The following is a 15,688-nucleotide window of genomic DNA, read 5'->3' as shown; positions in this document are numbered from 1 at the left end:
GGATGTACGGTCAGCCCGGCGCCGGCAGCGCCACGCAGACCTCCAGCCCGCCCTGTGGGTGGTTGCGGAACTGCAGCACGCCGCCATGGTCGGCGACGATGTCACGCACGATGGACAGGCCCAGGCCCATGCCGTCCTGGCGCAGGCGCTCGCCATGGTCGAGCCGGGTGTAGGGCTGGCCCAGCCGGGCCAGCGCGGCGTCGGGCACGCCGGGGCCATGGTCGCGCACGGTCAGCAAGACCCGGCCCTGCTGCGGCGTGCCGGGCAGGCCCTCGGACATGCGCAGCTCGGTCTTCTGCACGCCGGCGCTGGCGCCGTAGAAGGCGGCGTTGTCGAGCAGGTTGCCGAGCGCGCGCTTGAGCGCCAGCGGCTTGCCGAACACGGTCAGTGGCTTCTCTTCCAGCTCGATCTGCTGGCCGGCCATGCGGGCGTCGCGCACCATTTTCTGCAGCACCAGGTCGATGCGCACCGGCACGCGGTTCTCGTGGATGTCGGTGTCCTTGACGATCTGCAGCGCGGTCTTGACCATCATGTCCAGCTCGTCCAGGTCCTCGTGGAAGGCGTCCTGCACCGCGGTGTCGTCGAGCAGCTCGCTGCGCAGGCGCAGCCGCGTGATCGGCGTGCGCAGGTCATGCGAGATCGAGGCGAACAGGCGCTCGCGGTCGCTCAGGTAGCGGCGGATGCGCTCCTGCATCTCGTTGAAGGCCTGGATCGCGCGGCGCACCTCCGAGGTGCCGCTGACGCGCAGCGGCTTCGGGTTTGAGCGATGCCCCATGCGCGCGGCCGCGCGGCTCAGGCCCAGCAGCGGGCGGGTCAGCGCGCGCGACGCGCCCAGGCTCAGCAGCAGCACCAGGCCCAGCATCAGCAGCTGCGGGGTCAGGCGTTGCCAGGTGAAGAACTCCAGCTGCTCGAGGAAATAGGGGTCCGGCATCGCGCTGCTGAGGAACAGCCACTGGCCCGGCTCGGTCTCGACCTGGATCACCAGGAAGGGCGCAGGCCGCTCGGCCGACAGCAGCAGCGGGTCGACCCAGCTGTCCGGCAGGTCCGCCAGCAGCGCGCCGCCGGGTGCCACCTGCAGGCGCAGCGGCGAGGCCAGGGTCACCTGCAGCGGCGTCTCGGGCGTCAGCTGGGCCAGCATCTCCTGGCGCACCCGCTCCTCCAGCAGGCGCGCCAGCGCCTGCTCGGGCAGGGGCTCGACCTCGACCCGGGCGCGGTTGAAGAAGACCAGGAAGCGCGTGCCGCCCATCGTGCGCAGCTGCTCCAGCAGCAGCGGCCGGTAGGCCGCGGGCAGCTCGCGCAGCGCGCGCAGCGCGCCGAGGGCGCCGCTGGCCACATGGTGGGCGGCGAGCTCGGTCTGGCGCTTGGTGCGCTGCTCGATCTGCTGGTACCAGACCAGGTTCACCAGCAGCTGCACCAGGGCCAGCGCGCCCAGCATCGCCAGCACGAAGCGGCCCTGCAGGCTGTCGAACAGGAAACCGATCAGGCGCTGCGGCACGCGGCGCCAGGCGCCGGCGTCCTCACGCCGCATTGCTGGTGCTGACGGTGGTCGAGAACACGTAGCCGGAACCGCGCACGGTCTTGATCAGCGCGGGCTGCTTGCCGTCGTCCTGCAGGCGCTGGCGCAGCCGGCTGACCTGCACGTCCAGCGAGCGGTCCAGCGGGCCCAGGTCGCGTCCGCGCGTCACCTCGGCCAGGCGGCCGCGGTCCAGCACCTCGCCGGGATGCTCGACCAGCAGCTTGAGCAGCTGGAAGTCCATGCCCGAGAGCGCGCCGGCCTTGCCGTCGGGGTCGATCAGGCTGCGCTCCAGCACATCGAGCACGAAGCCGTTGAAGCGGTAGAAGCGCGGCGCCTGGCTGCGGTCCATGCCGGCGCGGCGGTGGATGGCCTTGATGCGCGCCAGCAGCTCGCGCGGATTGAAGGGCTTGCCGATGTAGTCGTCCGCGCCCAGCTCCAGGCCGACGATGCGGTCGGTCTCCTCGCTGCTGGCGGTCAGCATGATGACCGGCACCTCGGAGCGCCGGCGCACCGCCTGGCACAGCGCGAAGCCCTCGGTGTCGGGCAGCATGATGTCCAGGATGCACAGGCTGATCGCATCGGCATGGCGCTCGAACTCGGCCATGAAGCTGGCGCCGTCATGCGCCATCAGCACCTCGTACTGGTTCTTCTCCAGATAGGTCTTCAGCAGCTCGCGGATTTTCTGGTCGTCGTCGACGATCAAGATCTTGCGGTTCATCGGGGGGCTTTCGGCGAGATGGCGGCGGGAGGCGATGGTGGGGATGGGGTGGATGGCGGCGGCGGCGTCAGCGCGCGCAGCAGGCCCTGCAGCTTGCGCTGCGCGGCGGCCGGGGTCTGGGCCGGGTCCAGCGCGAAGCGGTGCACGGTCTCGATGATGGCGTTCTTGCCGACCTCGCCGAAGGCCATGCGGTGCACCAGGCTGGGCACGCGCGGCGTCGCGGGGTTGGCGAACAGCGCGAAGGACTGCTGGGCGCAGGGGTCCAGTTCGTCGACCGGTACGTCGCGGCGCACCGGCACCGAGCCCTTGATGCGGTTGTAGCCCAACTGCAGGGTGGCGCTGCCCAGCAGCTCGGCCATCTTCTCCTGCTCGGCCTGCACGCCGCTGCCGGCCAGCATGGCCAGGGTGTCGATGCTGTAGAGATGGGCCTGGGCGGTGCCGGGCACGGCGCGGCAGTCGAAGTCGCGCCCGCCCTCCAGGCCCAGGCTGCCCAGCTCGCCGCGCGCCCAGTCGCCCATGATCAGCATGGCCGAGCGGCCGGCGGCGAAATCGGCCACCAGCTCGGTCCAGGGCCGCTCGCCCAGCATCACCGGCTGCGGCCCGCTGGCCGCGCCCTGGGCCGCGGCCGGCAGGGCCAGGCCGCGCCAGTCGCGCAGGCGGCGCAGGCTGCGCTCCAGCGCCGGATCGTCGAAGGCCTGCAGCTCGCGCTGCACCATCATGCGCCGGTACAGGCTGGGGCCGGCCTCGCCCAGCAGCAGGGCCTCGAACACCGTGGCCACCTGCCAGGGTTCGTCGCTGAAGGCCACCGGCGTGACGCCGGCCGCGCGCAGCGCCTTGGCCGCGCGCAGCACGCCGGTCCAGTCGCTGGGCAGCTCGATGCGGTGCTGCGCGAACACCGCCTTGTTCAGGTAGAGGTTGTTGATGCGGTGGATGCCCAGCGGCGCGGCCACCACATGCTCGCGCACCGTCAGCTGGCTCATCACCTGCGGGAACATGGTGCGGGCCCAGTTGCGCCGCTGCGCCACGCCGTCCAGTTCCAGCAGCAGGCCCATGTCGGCCCATTCGCTCATCGACTGGCCGTTCAGCTGCGCCACCTTGGGCGCCATGCGGCGCAGGGTGCGCTCGTTCAGCACCTTGATCGCCGCGCTGCCGCCGCCGCCGGCCACCGCACCGTCGACCCAGCGCAGGCCCTGCTCGGCCATGCGCGCCGCCACATGGTCGGCCGCCGCGCGCTCGCTGGCCGAGGTCCACCAGTGCAGCACGTTCAACTCGGCCGGCGCCGGCGCGTCGCCGCCCGGCTTGGCTGCGGCCGGGTCCGACATCAGCACGGGGAGAAGCGCGACCAGGCCCATGCGGCAAATCTTGCCGCCGACCCCGCGCTGCACGCCTGACTTAATGTTGGACTTGTGTGTAGTTATGTAAGACACGGACGTGCCGCCCACCTGGATGAGCGGCGATTCTCAGCGCAGCCGACCCGCATGGCGATTGGGAGTTTCGCCCGGTATCGGTGCACGCCCTGTGAGCCCAGGTAACGTGGCGGCGCGGAACGGGCCTTTCGGCCCCGCGGTCCCCTCTGGGCAGCCCTCGCAGCAGGCGCTACGCTCGGCGCGTCGTGGTTGTGATGGCCGCGGCGACTACTGCTCTGTTTGGCATCGGGGACGCCCGCGGGCATCCTCGATGCTTTTTTATGTCGCCGTGAAGCGCAGGAGGGCGGGTAGGCCTGCTGCTGCGTGCCGGGGCCTTGCGGCCCTGGCTTTCGCCAGGCACCGAAAGTCCACTGGACTTCCGGTGTCCGGGCTCAATCCCCCGGCCGCTGCGCGGCCTCCTCCTTGACCTCCGCATCAGGCCCGCCCACCCTCCTGCTTGCGCCGTGTGGCCGATATGGGGCGTCGTCGAAGAGGCGCTGCGCAGGTTGAGCCGGGTTGTGGGTGTGCGCGCTTGCGCAGGTCAAGGAGGAGGGCCGCAATGCGGCCCGGGGGACACGGAGCAAGCGCGTGCACCCGCAGCCCGGCGATCATCCGCCCGGCCAAGAGTCTTCGTGTCAGCAGACCGCCTGCATATGGCAGGTCAGGCGCGCGCGGCCGCCTTGCTTGGCCTGGTAGAGCGCGGTGTCGGAGGCCTCGATCAGGCGCTGCGCCGGCTGGCCGGGCACCGCGACGCAGGCGGCCACGCCGATCGACAGGCTGACCGACTGGCGCACCGGCGAGGCCGCATGCTCGATCGCGGCCAGGCGCACGCTGTCCAGGCAGCGCTGCGCCACGACCTGGGCGCCGGCCAGGTCGGTGTCGACCAGCAGCACCGCGAACTCCTCGCCGCCGTAGCGGCAGACCGGCTCGCCGCCGCGGCCGACGCAGCTGCGCAGCAGGGTGGCGACGCGGCGCAGGCAGTCGTCGCCGGCGACATGGCCGTAATGGTCGTTGTACTGCTTGAAATGGTCCAGGTCGACCAGCAGCATCGCCAGCGGCTTGCCGGAGCGCGCGCTGCGCTGCCATTCGATCAGCAGGGCCTGGTCGAACAGGCGCCGGTTGCCGACGCCGGTCAGGCCATCGGTGGTGGACTGGCGCGCCAGCAGCTCGTTGGCCTGGCGCAGGCGCAGCTCCTGGCGCTTGCGCTCGCTGAAGTCGGTGATGATGCCGACGAAGATATGGGTGGTGTCGGTCTTGACCTCGGCCACGGCCAGGTGCACCGCCAGCTCATGGCCGTCGCGGTGGCGCGCCGCGAACTCCTGGCCGCCGAAGGCGAGGGCCAGGTCTTGCGGGTCGTCCGGCAGCTTGTTGACCAGCATGCTCAGATGGCTGCCGCGCAGCTCGGCCGCGCTGAAACCGAACAGGCGCTCGCAGGCCGGGTTGACCTCAAGCATGTGGCCGGCGGTGTCCAGGGTGATGATGCCGTTCATCGCCGCGTTGATCAGGGCCTGCAGATGGGCCTGGCTGGCGGCCAGGCGCTGCTGCTCGTGCACCAGGTCGCTGACCTCCAGGCGCACGCCGACCATGCCACCCGAGGGCGTGCGGCGCTCGAAGATGCGCAGCCAGATGTCGTCGTGCACGCGCTGCAGCAGCGGCGCCGGCTGGCTGCCGCGCGCGCGCTTGCGCTCCTGCAGCCATTCCTCCTCGCGGCCAATCGCCTCCGGCACGCCCTTGAACTCGAGCGAGGCGCGCACCAGCTCCTCGAAGCTGGCGCCGCGCTGGAACTCGCGCAGCTTGTGCGGATAGAGCTCGACCAGGCGCTTGTTGTAGGCGACCAGCCGGTCCTCGGCATCGAAGATCTCGACGCTGGCGGGCAGCGCGTCGATCGCCTCCTCCAGGGTCATCTGGGCGCGTTCGGCGCGCTCGCGCTCATGGCCGATCGCGGCCAGGGCAAGACCTGCCACCAGGGCGCTGAGGCCGAGGCTGACGACGCAGAGCCAGGGCAGCCAGACGCTGTCCAGCAGGCCGCCCAGGCTGCTGAGCAGCACGGCGATCTGCAGCAGCAGCACCAGGCCGAAGGCCAGCGGCGGCCAGGTGCGGGACAGGGAGGGGCGTTGCATGGGGCGACAGGCTGCGCGGGCTGAGGCCGGCGATCCTAGCGGCCCGGGCGCGATAACGCCAGATCAGTTGTGCCCCTCCCAGGAGGGATTGGGGATTGACCCCGGCCATGCTTCAGGCAGGCGAATGGCTTGCCGGCAGGGGGCTAGGGCCTGTTAACGCTACGGCAGTAGGCCGCGAAGGTCCGCCCCCAGGGGCCAATCTAGGCACAGCGCGCCGCCCGCACTCGCGTGCGGGCCAGCGTTGCAACGACGAGTGGCCCCTGGGGGCGGGCCTTCCCGGAGGGTTGTGACCAGAAAGACCGCATGCGGCGTTGCAAATCCTCGCCGGGTGTCCAACCCGGCTGCGGTTTGCGCCTTGCCTGCGGCCTTTCTGGTCACAACGCGACCTGCTGCCATAGCGTTAACAGGCCCTAGGCCCCGCGCGTGATCGGCATCTGCACCTGGTCGGTCGGCAGCTTCATGTGGCGCGCCAGCTCCAGCTTGGCCAGCGCGTTGCGGTGCACCTCGTCCGGGCCGTCGGCCAGGCGCAGGGTGCGCTGGTGCGCCCACATCATCGCCAGCGGGGTGTCGTCCGACACCCCCATCGCGCCATGCACCTGGATCGCCCAGTCGATCACCTGCAGCGCCATATTGGGCGCGACGATCTTGATCATCGCGATCTCGGCCTTTGCGACCTTGTTGCCCACCGTGTCCATCATGTAGGCGGCCTTCAGGGTCAGCAGGCGCGCCTGCTCGATCGCGCAGCGCGCCTCGGCGATGCGCTCCTGCGTGACGGTCTGCTGCGCGATGGTCTTGCCGAAGGCGGTGCGGGCGATCGCGCGCTCGCACAACAGCTCCAGCGCGCGCTCCGCCGCGCCGATCGAGCGCATGCAATGGTGGATGCGGCCCGGGCCCAGGCGGCCCTGCGCGATCTCGAAGCCGCGGCCCTCGCCGAGCAGGATGGCGTCGGCCGCCGGCACGCGCACGTTCTTCAGCTCGATCTCCATATGGCCATGCGGCGCGTCGTCGTAGCCGAACACCGGCAGGTGGCGCTTGACCGTGATGCCCGGGGCATCGGCCGGCACCAGCACCATCGACTGCTGCTCGTGGCGGCCGGCATCCGGATCGGTCTTGCCCATCACGATGTAGACCGCGCAGCGCGGGTCGCCGGCGCCGCTGGACCACCACTTGCTGCCGTTGATCAGGTAGTCGTCGCCCTGGCGCTCGATGCGGCACTGGATGTTGGTCGCGTCCGACGAGGCCACGTCCGGCTCGGTCATCAGGAAGGCCGAGCGGATCTCGCCGCGCAGCAGCGGCATCAGCCAGCGGTCCTGCTGCGCCTCGCTGCCATAGCGCGCGATGGTCTCCATATTGCCGGTGTCCGGCGCCGAGCAGTTGAACACCTCGGGTGCCCAGGAGACGCGGCCCATGATCTCGCACAGCGGCGCGTACTCCAGATTCGACAGACCCTCCGGCGCGCGCTCCGAATGCGGCAGGAACAGGTTCCACAGCCCGGCCGCGCGTGCCAGCGGCTTCAGCTCCTCGATCAGCCGGGTCGGCACCCAGGCATTGCCGGCGCGGCGGTTCGCGGCCACCTCCTCGAGGAAGGCGCGCTCGTTCGGATAGACATGCCGGTCCATGAAGGCGAGCAGGCGCTCGCGCAGGGCCTGGACCTTGGGGCTGTAGTCGAAGTTCATGGCGGTGGTGCGGCTGCGGCGATGCAGGCAGTGTCGCGCAGCGGGCGCGCCGCGGCTGTCGCGGATGCGCCAGGGGGTCGCGCAGGTGACGGCGCGCCCCGCGGCCGGGTTCAATAGGGATTGCTGGTCAGCACGCCGCCCAGCGCGTCGACGAAGTAGGGCGCGGCGCCGTCGGAGCGGGTCCAGTTCAGCAGGTCGAAGCTGGCGCCGCCGGCGCGCAAGCGGTCGATCCGCACATTGCGCATCGACAGCGGCTTCTTGGCCTGGATCGGGTCCGGCGCCAGCTGCGGCTGGACGAAGTAGGCGGTGCCGCCGCCCATCACCCGGGCCAGGCCGTCGTCGACCACCAGCGCGGTGTTCTCGTCCAGGCCGATGCCGCGCGCCTGCGTCGGCGCCAGCGCGCCGGCGCTGTCCTGCACGATGCGGGCCAGGAAGCTGAACAGCCGGCCCATGCGGTCGCGCGTCACCAGGTGCGCATCGGTGATCGTGTTCAGCAGGCCGCGCAGTCCGGTCAGGAAGCCGCGGTCCAGGGTTTCGCGCCGGTCGTAGGGATTGGCCAGGGCCTGCTCGGAGGTGATCGTGCCGTTCTCGGCCGAGAAGTCGATGTCGCCCAGCACCGCCAGGCCCGCGCTGGTGCCGCCGAATGGCACCTTGCGTGCCAGCAGGCCGCTCAAGGTGGTGTCGAGCCGGCTGCCCTTCCATTGCCGGATGTAGTCTCCTTGGTCGCCGCCGGCGATGAACAGCAGGTCGGCGCGCGCCACGATCGCATTGAGCGCGGGGTCGTCGGCGCCCTCGCGCGACTTGATCACCAGGGTCTCGACCGAGTCGACCGGGTTCGTCGTGCCGGCCGGGTAGAGCTGGTTCAGCAGATAGTCGTTGTAGCCGTCGGCGCCGCTGGCGCGGACCACGACGATGTCGACCCGCCCGCCGCTGCCGCCGGCGGCCTTGGCGATCATCGCGCGGAAAGCCTCGTCGACATCCAGCCCGCCGCCCATCAGCACCAGCTGCGCCGTGGCCGGCGCGGCCGGCTGCATGTCGGCCGCGCTGCCGCTCAGGTAGTAGTCGTAGAGCTTGCCGGTGGCGGTCGGCTTGGCGCCGACCTTGCCCTCGGTGCCGGCGCCCCAGGCGGGGAGCGCGAGTGCCAGCGCGAGCAGCAGCAGAAACAGCAGCGCGCGACGCGCGACGGAGCGCGGGGGCGGGACCAGGACCATGGCGAACTCCTTGTCGGACAGGGGGATGTCCGAGCGGCCATTCTGCGCCGCGCGATACGAGGCGTCCAGGGCCCGCCAGCGGCCGGGACGTCGCGCCGCCGGTGGCTAGGCCGACCAGGAGAACGGAGCGAAGTGGCCGTTGCGCGTGCCGCTGCTGTCGTTCCAGCGCATGCCGAAGGCATTGAACAGGCTTCGCGTCGCCCTGGCGAGCGCGATCCGGCTGTTGACCGGATGCGCCACGTTGTCGATCACGATCGCCTGCGCGGGATCCGCGGCGCTGGGCAGGCCGCTGCAGGACTGGTCCAGCAGATCGCCGGCCCGCACGACACGCTCGAGCCCGGAGGCGCTGAACTCCACCGGCCGTCGCTCGATGCCCGCGAAGCTGCCCACCAAAGGGCCCAGCGCCGCCATCGGCCCGCCCGCCGCGCCGGTGGCGATGGCGGTGAGGGCGTCGACCTGCGCCTGGGTCGCTTGCGCTTCGATGATCAGGCCCACGGTGATGTTGCCCTCACTCATCGGGCCCGGCGCATGCAGCATGACCACGAACGACAGGCCGTCGAGCACGACGCCATCCTTGGCGCCCTTGTCGACGCGCATGGCGACCGCCGCCTGGCAGTCCCCTTCGGTCGGCTTGGCGCTCAGGTTGGAGGTGATGCAGGGGCAGAGCAGCGCGCAGTTGCAGGTCTCCATGTACTCGCCCGAGATATGCCAGGATGAGGATGCCATGGACTTTCCTTTCCGGGCGCAGGTCGTCGCCCGCGCTCATGCCAGACTATTCCCATGGATGGCGGCTCGCAAGTAACCATGAGCCGAGCGAAGGGATCGCCTTGATGAGTGCAGCGCCGAAGCCCAAGCCGGCCGCGTCTGCGCCCGGCGCGAAGACCGGGCCGTGGCGGCGTCGCCGTGGCGTGGTCGCGGCGCTGCTGCTGGGGCTCAGCCTGCTGGGCTGGGCGCTGCTGGTCTGGATGGCGGTCGACATGGACAGCGAGTTCGCCCGGCTCGCGATGCCGGACGGACCGGACTGGCGGCTGCCCAACCTGTTAGCCATCGGCCTGATGTGGGCCGTGATGATGGCGGCGATGATGCTGCCCTCGGCGCTGCCGATGGTGCTCACCTTCGTCGACCTGAGCGAGCGGCGCGGGCAACGCCCGCACGCGCTGGGCTTTGTGGCCGGCTATCTGCTGGCGTGGCTGGCGTTCAGCGCCGCCGCGGTGGCCTTGCAATGGGCACTGCAAGGTGCTGGCTGGATCGATCCGATGCTCGTCAGCACCTCGGTGCCGTTGAATGTGCTGCTGCTGGTGATCGCCGGCCTCTACCAGTTCTCGCCCCTCAAGCGCCTGTGCCTGCGGCGCTGTCAGACACCGTTCGGTTTCCTCATCGGCGCATGGCGCGGCGGCGCGCCGGGCAGCTTCCTGATGGGCTGGCGCCATGGTCTGAGCTGCCTAGGATGCTGCTGGGCGCTGATGGCGCTGCTCTTCGTCGGTGGCGCCATGAATCTGGCGTGGATACTGGCGCTGTCGGTCGCCGTCGCGATCGAGAAACTTGCCCCCGGCGGCGCGCGGCTCGGGGCCCTGCTCGGCATTGCGCTGCTCGCTGCGGGCCTGTGGAAGCTGTCCGGCGCCCTCTAGGGCCTGCTAGCTGCCGAGCAGCTTCTCCTCGGCCAGGGACAAGGCCTCGCTGACGCCCGAGAGCACCAGGGTGTCGCCGCCATGCAGGGTCAGCGCGTCGTCGGCCTGCACCACGGCGCCGCCGGCGCGGCGGATCGACACCACCTCGACGCCGATCGCATGCAGGGCCAGGTCGCCCAGCGGCTGGGCCGCGAAGGGGCTGGCCTGCGGCAGGGTCACCGAACGCAGCCGGGCCTGGGCGCGCTCCTCGATACCGTCGTCGTCGGTGCCGTGGAAGTAGCCGCGCAGCAGGCCGTAGCGCGCATCGCGCGCGTCGCGAGTGATGCGGATCACGCGCCGCATCGGCACGCCCACCAGGGCCAGCGCATGGCTGGCCAGCATCAGCGAGCCCTCGATCGCCTCCGGCACCACCTCGGTGGCGCCGGCCGCGCGCAGGCGTTCCAGGTCGGTGTCGTCGATCGTGCGCACCACCACCGGCACATGGGCCGCATGGGCGCGCACCAGCTGCAGGATCTTCAGCGCCGAGGGCGTGTCGTGATAGGTGACCACCACCGCGCTGGCGCGCGCCAGGCCGGCGGCCATCAGGCTCTGCAGCCGCGCCGCGTCGCCGAACACCACGCTCTGGCCGGCCGCCGCGGCCTGGCGCACCCGGTCCGGGTCCAGGTCCAGCGCCATGTAGGGGATCTCCTCGGCCTCCAGCAGGCGCGCCAGGTTCTGACCGCTGCGGCCGTAGCCGCAGATGATCACATGGGCATCGGCCTTGATCGACTTCTTCGCGATCGTGGTCAGCTGCACCGACTGCAGCAGCCAGTCGCTGGCCGAGAGCTTCATCACGATGCGGTTGCTGTAAATGAAGAGGATCGGCGTGGCCAGCATCGACAGCACCATGCCGGCCAGCACCGGGCTGACCCATTGCGGCGCGATCAGCTGGTGCTGCGCGCCCAGGGTCAAGAGCACGAAGCCGAACTCGCCGGCCTGCGCCAGATAGAGGCCGGTGCGAAGCGCCACGCCGGTCGGCGCGCGCAGCAGCCGGGCCAGGCCGGCGATCAGCAGGAACTTGGCGAAGGTCGGCGCCAGGGTCAGGGCCAGCACCAGCGGCCATTGCTCCAGCACCGGGCGCCAGTCCAGCTTCATGCCGATCGTGATGAAGAACAGGCCCAGCAGCACATCGTGGAAGGGCCGGATGTCGGTCTCCACCTGGTGCTTGTATTCGGTCTCGGCGATCAGCATGCCGGCGACGAACGCGCCCAGCGCCAGCGACAGCCCGGCATGCTCGGTCAGCCAGGCCAGGCCCAGGGTGACGAGCAGCAGATTCAGCATGAACAGCTCCTCGCTCTTGCGCCGCGCGACCAGGGTCAGCCACCAGCGCATCGCCTTCTGCCCGCCCAGCAGCAGCACGCCCAGCACGACGGCCGCCTTCAGCGCGGCCCAGCCCAGCGAGGCGGCCATCGTGCCGCCGTCGCTGTTCAGCGCCGGGATCATCACCAAGAGCGGCACCACGGCCAGATCCTGGAACAGCAGCACGCCCAGCACGCGCCGGCCATGCTCGCTCTCCAGTTCCAGCCGCTCGGCCATCAGCTTGACGACGATCGCGGTCGAGCTCATCGCCATCGCCGCGCCCAGCACCAGCGAACCCTGCCAGCTCAGCTCCCATTGCTGGCCGAAGAAGGCGAAGCCGGCGTCCAGCAGATGGTGGCCCGCGACCGCACCGAGGATGGTCAGCAGCACCTGCAGCAGCCCGAGGCCGAACACCATCGAGCGCATGCTGCGCAGCTTGGGCAGGTTGAACTCCAGCCCGATCACGAACATCAGGAACACCACGCCGAACTCGGCCAGGTAGCGGATGCTGGCCCCGCCGCCCTCCGGCCCGCCCAGCGCCAGCGCATGCGGCCCGATCAGCACCCCCACCGCCAGATAGCCCAGCATCGGCGGCAGTTTCAGTGAGCGGCAGATCACGACCCCGAGGACGGCGGCGACGAGATACAGCAGGGCAAGGTCCAGCGAGGTGATCATCGCCGGATGGTAACCAGCGGGGCGTCCGCCGCCGTGGCCCGCGGGCGACTTAGGGCTTCAACGGTAGCGCGGCGGTTCGGACGGCCCTATAGTCCGCCCGCCCCGGCGCATCCCGTCGAGAAGGCTTGTGATGGCGCAAAACGGGGCCGTCCGAAAACAGGGAGGATCCAGTGACGATGAAGAACCGATGGGCCGGGTGCGCCAAGCGCCTGGCCGGCCTGATGCTGGCCGCCGCAATGACCGGCTGCGCCAGCTACTACGTGGACGGCTCGACCCGTGAGGTCGCGACCACGCAGTTCAAGAAGCGCGAGCAGCCGCAGGCGGTGCAGCTGCTGTTCGAATTCCAGACCAAGGGCGTGACCAACGCCCAGGCGACCAGTCTGCTGAAGAAGCGCATCACCGAGCAGGTACAGACCAGCGGTCTGTTCAGCGAGGTGGTCGAGGCGCCGGTCAAGAACGGTGCGACCCTCAGCATCGTGATGAACAACGTGCCGATGTCGGACGACGCCTTTTCCAAGGGTTTCGTGACCGGCCTGACCTTCGGCCTTGCCGGCTCCCAGGTGACCGACGGCTATGTCTGCACCGCCAGCTACCGCGGGCCGGGTGATGCCGCCGGCATCACCAAGAAGGTCCGCCATGCGATCCACACGACCATGGGTGCCGCCAGCCAGCCCGGCAATGCGCAGAAGGCGGGCAGCATCGAAGAAGCCGTGACCCAGATGAGCCGGCAGGTCGTCAGCCAGGTGCTGAACGAGCTGTCCCAGGACCCGGCCTTCCAGTGAAACACCAAGAACACTCGACACCATCATGATCAAGCAAATCAAGAATTCGGCCTTGGCCCGACTGCTCACCGTGGGCCTGCTGGGCCTGGTGATGACCGGCTGCGCCTCGGTGCAGATGCCGGCACCGGCCGCCAGTGCCGCCAATGTCGAAAAGCTGCGCGCCGCCAAGCTGCCGCCGCTGGCCACGGGCAGCTTCGTGCTGGCTCCCGGCAAGCCGGCCGAGATGGACAAGAGCCTGGGCGGGCTGCGCGGCTCCTCGGTGTCGCCCACCGGCGGCAGCTTCGCGCTGCAACTGCGCGATGAACTGCAGGCCGAACTCAAGGCGGCTGGTCTTTACGACACGAGCGCCAAGCATGTGATCGAAGGCCAGTTGACCGACAGCATGGTCGACGCCGCCATTGATATCGGCAAGGGCCGCCTGGCCGCACGCTTCAGCGTCAAGCGCGAAGGCAAGGTCGTCTATGACAAGGAACTGGTGGCGGACGCGCATTGGAACTCGTCCTTCATCGGCGCTACGGCGATTCCGATGGCCATCAACCAGTACGGAGCCTTGTACAAGGCGTTGGTGGGCAAGCTGGTCGACGACGGTGAATTCCGTGCCGCGCTGACGCGTTGAAGTCCCCTGCGCTCGGTCGCAGGCTCAACTTTTCCTTGTCTTCATGTTGGCCCGCTAGCATCGGTGGCCGACAGAGCAGGGAGGAAAGCAAGAGCATGCTGACCGAGCAAGGAGATGCGCCAGCGCTGCTGCGCCTGGAAGGCGCCGCCAAGACCTATCGACGCGCCGGGCGCGAGATCGTGGCGCTGCGCGACTTCTCGCTGACCTTGGCGCCGGGCGACATCGTCGGGCTGCTGGGCCCCAACGGTTCCGGCAAGACGACCCTGATCCGCGCGCTGACCGGGCTCAGCAGCGCCGATGGCGGGCGGCTGTATTGGCGCGGCCAGGCGATCACGGTCGGCCGCCATGGGCCGCATCTGCGCGAATTCGGCGTGCTGCTGGAAGGGCGCGGCGCCTGCTACGAGCGCCTCTCGACCCTGGAGAACGCGCACTACTTCTGCGGCCTGCGCGAGGCGCCGTTCGACCGCGAGCATTTCGACGCGCTGGCCGCGTTGCTGGAGATTCCCGATGTGCGGGCGCCGCTGCGCCAGCTCTCGACCGGCAACAAGCTGCGCGCCGCGCTGCTCGGCACCCTGATCCACCGGCCCGCGCTGGCGCTGCTGGACGAGCCGACCCTGGGCCTGGACCTGTTCGGCGTCGAAAAGCTCGAAGCCCTGGTGCGCCATCTGGCCGGCGAGGGCATGACGGTGCTGCTCGGCTCGCACGACCTGCATTTCATCGAACGCTTGTGCCAGCGCATCGTCTGCATCCGTCAGGGCAGCAAGGTGTTCGACGGCAGCAAGAGCGAGTTCCTGCGCCTGGAGCATGAGTACCTGCTGCAGCTGCAGCCCGGGGCGGGCGGGCTGCCGGCCCTGCCGCCGGGGCGGCTCTGGACCGCCTGCCCGCGCGACCCGGCCGGTACCTGGCTGCTGCCGCTGCGCGACCATGAGGAGGCCTGCACCCTGCTGGAGCTGCTGCGCCCGGCGCTGCGCGGCTGCCGCGGCATGGAGCTGCGCCGCGTGGCGCTGCGCGACAAGTACCTGGCCCTGGTCGGCGAGGGGGAGTCGGCATGATGACGAGCGCGGCGACGGAACGCCCCCGCGCCCCGCTGGCCCGCCTGCTGTGGCGCCACCTGGGCAACGAGCTGCGGCGCGCCTTCTATCTGCAGCGGCGCTACTGGTTCGAGGCCCTGCTGGGCGTCGCCATGGTGCTGGGCCTGTTCGGCGGTCTGGTGCTGGCGGTGCTGTCGGCCACCGGCAAGGGCCTGGACTCCGGCGAGGCGGACGGCCTGATCGTCGGCTTCGTGGTCTGGCTGTTCGCGGCCGCGGCCTTCCAGAGCGCCAGCAACGATGTGCAGCAGGAGACCGAGCAGCGCACCCTGGAGCAGCTGTGCCTGGCGCCGCTGCCGCTGTGGGCGCTGCTGAGCCTGCGCGCGCTGCTGCAGGTGGGCGGCGGCCTGCTGCTGTTGCTGCCCAGCCTGCTGCTGCTGGAATGGCTGACCGACGGGCGCCTGCCGCTGCCCTATGGCCCGGTGCTGGGCGCGACCCTGCTGGCGGCGCCGGCGCTGATCGGCCTGGGCTATGCGGTGGCGGGGCTCCTGCTGCTGGTCAAGCGCGGCGAGCTGATGATGGCGGCCACCTTCCCGCTGGTGATCGGCCTGGTGGCGCTGCCGGCCTACCCGCTCAACGCACTGGCCGGCCTGCCCTATGCGCTGGGCGCGGCGGCCGCGCGCGCCGCCGCCGCCGGAGCCCAGCTGCCGCCCGCGGTGTACGGCTGGATCCTGCTGAATTCCGTCGCTTACCTGCTGCTGGGCCTGGTGACCTATGCGGTTCTGGAGCGGCGGGCGCGCCGCCTGGGCGTCCTGGGGCATTTCTGAACGATGCCCCCGGGAGGGGCGGGCCAGGCCGGGGCGATTCGGCACTGGCTTGCGAGTGCGGCTTTTCGAGCAACAAACTTGCCCGAAAGCGGCTTGCGGCGCACACTTTTGATCGCTATGCATCTGCCGCATGGCCGCATGTGCACT

The 15,688-nt window shown here is 70.4% G+C and carries 13 protein-coding genes; 5 read left to right on the top strand and 8 right to left on the bottom strand.

What is annotated here, in order from left to right; all coding sequences use genetic code 11:
• Positions 1-10: 10 nt before the first annotated feature.
• From G8A07_RS27620 to G8A07_RS27590, 7 genes are all read right to left on the bottom strand, one after another.
• Complete coding sequence (locus G8A07_RS27620; RefSeq protein WP_195795098.1) at positions 11-1,528, bottom strand: ATP-binding protein; 1,518 nt, start codon at positions 1,526-1,528, stop codon at positions 11-13.
• The gene (locus tag G8A07_RS27615) at positions 1,518-2,234 is read right to left on the bottom strand and encodes a response regulator (RefSeq protein WP_195795097.1); all 717 of its coding nucleotides are present in this window, start codon (positions 2,232-2,234) and stop codon (positions 1,518-1,520) included. Before G8A07_RS27615 ends, G8A07_RS27620 begins: the two co-directional genes overlap by 11 nt.
• Positions 2,231-3,556 carry an ABC transporter substrate-binding protein gene (locus tag G8A07_RS27610; protein WP_249937395.1) on the bottom strand — a complete coding sequence of 442 codons (1,326 nt, stop codon included), beginning with the start codon at positions 3,554-3,556 and terminating at the stop codon, positions 2,231-2,233. The genes G8A07_RS27615 and G8A07_RS27610 overlap by 4 nt, the downstream gene beginning before the upstream one ends.
• A gap of 719 nt (positions 3,557-4,275) precedes the next feature.
• The gene (locus G8A07_RS27605) at positions 4,276-5,760 is read right to left on the bottom strand and encodes a GGDEF domain-containing protein (RefSeq protein WP_195795095.1); all 1,485 of its coding nucleotides are present in this window, start codon (positions 5,758-5,760) and stop codon (positions 4,276-4,278) included.
• A 410-nt stretch (positions 5,761-6,170) separates the two neighbouring features.
• A complete protein-coding gene (locus G8A07_RS27600) occupies positions 6,171-7,436 on the bottom strand; it encodes an acyl-CoA dehydrogenase family protein (RefSeq protein WP_195795094.1) in 1,266 nt (421 codons plus the stop codon).
• A 110-nt stretch (positions 7,437-7,546) separates the two neighbouring features.
• Complete coding sequence (locus tag G8A07_RS27595) at positions 7,547-8,647, bottom strand: cyanophycinase (RefSeq protein ID WP_195795093.1); 1,101 nt, start codon at positions 8,645-8,647, stop codon at positions 7,547-7,549.
• A gap of 105 nt (positions 8,648-8,752) precedes the next feature.
• Complete coding sequence (locus G8A07_RS27590) at positions 8,753-9,373, bottom strand: DUF1326 domain-containing protein (RefSeq protein WP_195795092.1); 621 nt, start codon at positions 9,371-9,373, stop codon at positions 8,753-8,755.
• A 104-nt stretch (positions 9,374-9,477) separates the two neighbouring features.
• Here G8A07_RS27590 and G8A07_RS27585 point away from each other — a divergent pair, with 104 nt between their 5' ends.
• Complete coding sequence (locus tag G8A07_RS27585; protein WP_195795091.1) at positions 9,478-10,275, top strand: DUF2182 domain-containing protein; 798 nt, start codon at positions 9,478-9,480, stop codon at positions 10,273-10,275.
• A gap of 6 nt (positions 10,276-10,281) precedes the next feature.
• Here the strand turns inward: G8A07_RS27585 and G8A07_RS27580 are convergent, their stop codons facing one another.
• Positions 10,282-12,288, bottom strand: coding sequence for a cation:proton antiporter (locus G8A07_RS27580; RefSeq protein ID WP_195795090.1), 2,007 nt, complete (start codon positions 12,286-12,288; stop codon positions 10,282-10,284).
• A 176-nt stretch (positions 12,289-12,464) separates the two neighbouring features.
• Here G8A07_RS27580 and G8A07_RS27575 point away from each other — a divergent pair, with 176 nt between their 5' ends.
• The 4 genes from G8A07_RS27575 to G8A07_RS27560 all read left to right on the top strand — a co-directional run bounded on the left by G8A07_RS27575 (position 12,465) and on the right by G8A07_RS27560 (position 15,541).
• On the top strand, positions 12,465-13,070 hold the full coding sequence (locus tag G8A07_RS27575) for a hypothetical protein (RefSeq protein WP_195795089.1): 606 nt from the start codon (positions 12,465-12,467) through the stop codon (positions 13,068-13,070).
• A gap of 25 nt (positions 13,071-13,095) precedes the next feature.
• A complete protein-coding gene (locus G8A07_RS27570; protein WP_195795088.1) occupies positions 13,096-13,686 on the top strand; it encodes a hypothetical protein in 591 nt (196 codons plus the stop codon).
• Positions 13,687-13,781: 95 nt separating this feature from the next.
• A complete protein-coding gene (locus tag G8A07_RS27565) occupies positions 13,782-14,738 on the top strand; it encodes an ABC transporter ATP-binding protein (RefSeq protein ID WP_195795087.1) in 957 nt (318 codons plus the stop codon).
• On the top strand, positions 14,735-15,541 hold the full coding sequence (locus G8A07_RS27560; protein ID WP_195795086.1) for a hypothetical protein: 807 nt from the start codon (positions 14,735-14,737) through the stop codon (positions 15,539-15,541). Before G8A07_RS27565 ends, G8A07_RS27560 begins: the two co-directional genes overlap by 4 nt.
• The last annotated feature ends 147 nt before the right edge of the window (positions 15,542-15,688 follow it).

The sequence above is a fragment of the Roseateles sp. DAIF2 genome, from assembly GCF_015624425.1.
GTDB lineage: Bacteria > Pseudomonadota > Gammaproteobacteria > Burkholderiales > Burkholderiaceae_C > Kinneretia.
This window is presented reverse-complemented; position numbering and strand designations above follow the sequence as displayed.

Bases quoted from the DNA above. Each gene is read 5' to 3' on its own strand.
- G8A07_RS27600 (WP_195795094.1), bottom strand. From the start codon at position 7,436: ATGAACTTCGACTACAGCCCCAAGGTCCAGGCCCTGCGCGAGCGCCTG.
- G8A07_RS27595 (WP_195795093.1), bottom strand. From the start codon at position 8,647: ATGGTCCTGGTCCCGCCCCCGCGCTCCGTCGCGCGTCGCGCGCTGCTG.
- G8A07_RS27585 (WP_195795091.1), top strand. From the start codon at position 9,478: ATGAGTGCAGCGCCGAAGCCCAAGCCGGCCGCGTCTGCGCCCGGCGCG.
- G8A07_RS27590 (WP_195795092.1), bottom strand. From the start codon at position 9,373: ATGGCATCCTCATCCTGGCATATCTCGGGCGAGTACATGGAGACCTGC.
- G8A07_RS27610 (WP_249937395.1), bottom strand. From the start codon at position 3,556: ATGTCGGACCCGGCCGCAGCCAAGCCGGGCGGCGACGCGCCGGCGCCG.
- G8A07_RS27565 (WP_195795087.1), top strand. From the start codon at position 13,782: ATGCTGACCGAGCAAGGAGATGCGCCAGCGCTGCTGCGCCTGGAAGGC.
- G8A07_RS27615 (WP_195795097.1), bottom strand. From the start codon at position 2,234: ATGAACCGCAAGATCTTGATCGTCGACGACGACCAGAAAATCCGCGAG.
- G8A07_RS27575 (WP_195795089.1), top strand. From the start codon at position 12,465: ATGAAGAACCGATGGGCCGGGTGCGCCAAGCGCCTGGCCGGCCTGATG.
- G8A07_RS27580 (WP_195795090.1), bottom strand. From the start codon at position 12,288: ATGATCACCTCGCTGGACCTTGCCCTGCTGTATCTCGTCGCCGCCGTC.
- G8A07_RS27560 (WP_195795086.1), top strand. From the start codon at position 14,735: ATGATGACGAGCGCGGCGACGGAACGCCCCCGCGCCCCGCTGGCCCGC.
- G8A07_RS27570 (WP_195795088.1), top strand. From the start codon at position 13,096: ATGATCAAGCAAATCAAGAATTCGGCCTTGGCCCGACTGCTCACCGTG.
- G8A07_RS27620 (WP_195795098.1), bottom strand. From the start codon at position 1,528: ATGCGGCGTGAGGACGCCGGCGCCTGGCGCCGCGTGCCGCAGCGCCTG.
- G8A07_RS27605 (WP_195795095.1), bottom strand. From the start codon at position 5,760: ATGCAACGCCCCTCCCTGTCCCGCACCTGGCCGCCGCTGGCCTTCGGC.